This is a genomic window from Phaeodactylibacter luteus, from assembly GCF_007993045.1.
Classification (GTDB): Bacteria; Bacteroidota; Bacteroidia; order Chitinophagales; family Saprospiraceae; genus Phaeodactylibacter; species Phaeodactylibacter luteus.
In genome coordinates this window covers 1-4,119 of sequence record NZ_VOOR01000106.1, presented here as the reverse complement: position 1 = coordinate 4,119, position 4,119 = coordinate 1, and the positions used below count along the sequence as shown (strand labels likewise).

Genomic DNA, 4,119 nt, shown 5'->3' with positions numbered 1-4,119 from the left:
TAAAAAGAAATTGTAATATTTAAAGAAACCTAAAAATCCAAGGTTAACTAAAATACTTGTCCATAATAGAACTTTTCTTTTCAGTTGATTTTCTTCTTTTCTTAGTTTTTGTCCAACAGTGAAATCAATAATTGTACTGAATAAAATTAGAGACAAAAATCTCCAATCCCACCATCCATAAAATAAGTAACTTGCTGCAACTATCAGAAAGTTTTGCAGCTTCAAGTTTTTGTTTGTCACAAACCAATAGAGTATAAAAACTATCGGTAAGAAAATTGCAAAGTCAATTGAGTTAAAAAGCATTCTTTTCTTCTATCCGTTAATATTAATTTTTAGCACTGCCATTTATCTTAGCATGACGCACAACGGCTATGTGTATGAGCAGTAGCGGGTTTCAAGGCTCTTACTTGTCGGCAAGCACGAACGTTGAAACGAAGAATTGCACTTGAAGTTAGCACTTCACCCGCTATTGCTTATACACTATGTTACCTGCTGTGTTTTCTTCTTACAGATTGGTATTCAATAAGTTAATCCCTGCATTCAAGAGCATTTTTGAAAATTCTAACCCGTCTATTAGTTGAATTTCATTCTCAGTCGCTATTTTCTCGGCTTGGTCATTGAAAGTGTCTGCTGATGTTATGACCCAAGCAATTTTATTGTATCCATCATCAATGCTCTCTTTGTTTGTTTTATAGTCCAAAATTTGATTTGTCCCCCATTCATTGATTTTGCCTTTGTGAAACTTTGCTTGAATGTAGATTATCAACTTTATATTTTCAAAAACAGCCACAATATCAGCATCTCCTTCTTTGTCTCTTGCATTCTTGGCTGGAATTGTAACTTCATTTGCTCCAATTGTCTTGAAATATGTCCTTACTAACTTTTCAAATTTATCGGGGTTCAATTCAGTCTTAATTGCATCCAAGACGAGGTCCGCAGTTTTTTCTACGATTATCGAATGAAGGTGTATTGGTCTATTCTCTATGTAATTAGCGATACTTTTCTCAACATTCTTTTTCAAGTCGTTAATTGAGCCGTTTGTCTGGCGGATTTTCATTCTTGATGTCAGCTTGGCATCAGCAAATTTGGCTCTGGAAATATTCTTGTGGTGGATTTTCACCTTTCTTGCAAATCCCAAATCATAGGCTTTGCCATTTTCTGAAACTAGGTGGGTTCCATCCGTGGTTACTTTTTTGTCTCCCCAAGTTTTGAGGTCATCTGAAAAAGTCTCATTTATCAATAAGGGTTTTTCGTCTATTATTTCACAAACGAAAAAAGTACCCCAACTTGGTACAATGACAATATCTCCCTTTTTAAATTTCAAAAATCTCCATAGGTTATGCCTTGTCCGTGGTATTTTACCCCACATTTTTTGAAACTGTCCGTTGAAGTAGCTCCAATCATCTTCGAGTACTTTATCAATGAACTCCTTATGGGTAAAGTCCGAAAAACCGATGGTCAAAAATCCTTTGTCGAGTAAAGGGTAAGATAGTTCAGCGATGTGCGAAATTCTATGTAGCCAATAATTCATTATGTCTGAGGTTTAAATTAATATTTTGATTTTCTTCAAATTTAGAAAGTCAGTCCGTCAAAACGTGTCGTTGTTAGTTTGCAGGGTCGTCTTTTTTACATTCTGACTAACGTTCACAACCCATTGATTATCAGTGCTATTTTTTTTCTAATCAAGCAAGCATATGATCCTGTGAACGTTTGCTATCTTGATTAATTCTACTCTTTAATAGAGGAATAGCAGGTAACGGCCCGGCTACCCGCCGGGCCGACCAAAGGGAGGCATGGACGGGTAGCTCATGTTGCCTGTCGTTTTTTACTTGATCATTTTCAGTTTATATCTCTCATAAAAAACCTTTACAAGTTTATCAAATTCCGTACGATTATAAGATTTTAACCGCCATAAATCAACTTCTAATTTTACTTCGCTACCATCTTTTTCATATTCAATGAGCATTTTCCTATTTTCTCTATCAATTCTTAAGTTTATTATCTTCCCCCATTTAACAATAGATTCTTTTTCAAGCCCAATTTGTATATAGTCAGCATTAATTTTCATATAAATTTCATTTGAAAGGGATTTTATTGCAAACTCTATATTTTTCAGGTCAAACAGAATAATTAACATCATTATCAAACCGAAGGCATACAAATTCGTAAATAGCAATCCGATTGAAACAAGGGTCACTATTATCATAGACAAACATTCCATAATGTTTTGTTTTTTACTTAATCGATACTCAACCGAGTTTGGAGTCTTTAAATCAAGTTTAACTTCTTCTATCTGTTCAAACTCAAATATTTTTTCTGATATTACAGTTATTTTTTCATTTTCAAGCTCTGTTCTGAATTCTGTTGTTTCAAATTTGCTTCCACTTTCCCATATTAACTTATTTCTAATTGCCAATTCTTTTAACCTTACAAAATCATTTTCTTCCACTTGATTAAAAGCCCATACTCTCCATTTTACAATTAAAACACTCCAAATTCCCCATGATAATACAATTCCAATCAGTAGACCGAAAACAAAAGCTAAAGTTTTCGCCAATACTGTCTCAAATTGGTCAGCCATTAGTCTTGGTATTCCTAAACTAATAATTACTACCGGAAGATTTATTGATAAATGTCCAACCGCAATTAATTTGTAAAGTTTTATGTCTTTGCTTTCTATCAATATGATCTTGTATTTTAATGACAGGCAACGGTTGGGCTACCTGCCTGTGCCGGCGATAGCCGGCATGGACAGGTAGCCTGTGTTGTGCCTTCGTTATTCCTTTATCCTGTCTAATGTTCTATAATGCTCAATATAACTAAGAAAAGGGTAAATATCTATCAAAATGTCATTGTCATCAAAATAAACAATAAACCCCATACTGCTTAAAGACGAATAGCATTTTTTCTCCTCGGCACAAATTTCATCGAAGCAATAAATAAAAACATTGTAATCATCCTGCGGAACAATTATTTCCCTATGGGGTACGCCAAAGTATTCAACAAAAAATGCTTTATCTTTACCTTTCAAGCAGTCACTGAGAAATGGATAAGCATATTCTCCTTCATCATATTTTTTATAAATCACTTCTAAATCAACAAATTCATACCAGCCACCTTCTGTTTTGACAATATTCTTTTTAAGAAAAGTATAATAACCATCACAGGAAGTGTCTGCAATCTGCAATGCCTTGTGACCATGACAAGAGGATGTCAATAGGCAAATTGATAAAATGTGAACAAAAAATTTCATAGCAAGAGTTTTGTGATAATATACTTTGCAGCTAATGGAGGAAATACTGATTCTATAGTGCTACTCTTTTATCGAAGCAGAACAAACCGCCCAGTGAATGTGTACTGATCTTGCTTGCTTTGTAATCGAAAAAAATAAGTACCCGAAGAATCAAGCCTATTTAAAGCAACAATCTTTTCTTTTTCGCCTGAAAAAAAGTCCACTTCTTGATATGATAAAAGTTTGCCGTCAGTTGTAAATACAGATAAATCATAAGCACCTGATAGCTCATCTGAAATAGAAAAAACAAGGCTATTGTTGTTGCTTGAATAGTAATAAGAGATAAGTGTTTCGTCTTCAATCCATACGATACTAGTAGGCGAACAGTAGGTTTCTTGAGAAACAGCTACTGCACTATTACCCCCACAGAATATTGAATTGCCTACTTCTTGTGATCTTACCATAATATGAGTACCCCCTTCTGCATCAAATTCAGAAAACTCTCTCGTAATTGCACCTGCAATTACACTAGGTTTATCCATAATATTTTCGTCTGAAAGCGTGTGGCGAAGTAAATGAGCGTGACCTAATTCATGGAGTAGATACGAGTAAAAATCTACTTGGTTTGCCCCTGGATTATTTGGAAAATCAATAGAAGTGAAATACCAACCTCCTGAAAGATCAGAATTGGCATTAGTGAGGTTTTCTGCCTTTCGAAAAACAATATCAACTTCTCTCTGAATTAGACCGTTGGGGTTACAAGAGAGCCTTCTTGGGTCACCTTGGCTAGTTAAAATTGAGATGTGTTAAAAAATCAGGACATCAAATTCTCTTAAATTTGTGTTCTTATGAAAACATCAAAAACAAGTTCATCGCGTCGTCAATAT

At 34.5% G+C, this 4,119-nt stretch carries 4 protein-coding genes and 1 pseudogene; all 5 read right to left on the bottom strand.

Annotated elements, in window-relative coordinates:
• Positions 1-303 (bottom strand): annotated as a pseudogene (locus FRY97_RS23035) (MBOAT family O-acyltransferase); the annotation flags it as partial.
• Positions 304-505: 202 nt separating this feature from the next.
• Positions 506-1,531, bottom strand: a complete 1,026-nt coding sequence (locus FRY97_RS21525; RefSeq protein WP_147169685.1) for a restriction endonuclease — start codon at positions 1,529-1,531, stop codon at positions 506-508.
• 294 nt (positions 1,532-1,825) lie between these two features.
• On the bottom strand, positions 1,826-2,683 hold the full coding sequence (locus FRY97_RS21520) for a hypothetical protein (protein WP_147169684.1): 858 nt from the start codon (positions 2,681-2,683) through the stop codon (positions 1,826-1,828).
• 93 nt (positions 2,684-2,776) lie between these two features.
• The gene (locus FRY97_RS21515; protein ID WP_147169683.1) at positions 2,777-3,253 is read right to left on the bottom strand and encodes a hypothetical protein; all 477 of its coding nucleotides are present in this window, start codon (positions 3,251-3,253) and stop codon (positions 2,777-2,779) included.
• Positions 3,254-3,321: 68 nt separating this feature from the next.
• A complete protein-coding gene (locus FRY97_RS21510) occupies positions 3,322-3,774 on the bottom strand; it encodes a T9SS type A sorting domain-containing protein (protein ID WP_147169682.1) in 453 nt (150 codons plus the stop codon).
• Positions 3,775-4,119: the final 345 nt, after the last annotated feature.

Excerpts from the sequence above, each read along its gene's own strand:
- FRY97_RS21525 (WP_147169685.1), bottom strand. The coding sequence starts at position 1,531 with ATGAATTATTGGCTACATAGAATTTCGCACATCGCTGAACTATCTTAC.
- FRY97_RS21515 (WP_147169683.1), bottom strand. The coding sequence starts at position 3,253 with ATGAAATTTTTTGTTCACATTTTATCAATTTGCCTATTGACATCCTCT.
- FRY97_RS21510 (WP_147169682.1), bottom strand. The coding sequence starts at position 3,774 with ATGGATAAACCTAGTGTAATTGCAGGTGCAATTACGAGAGAGTTTTCT.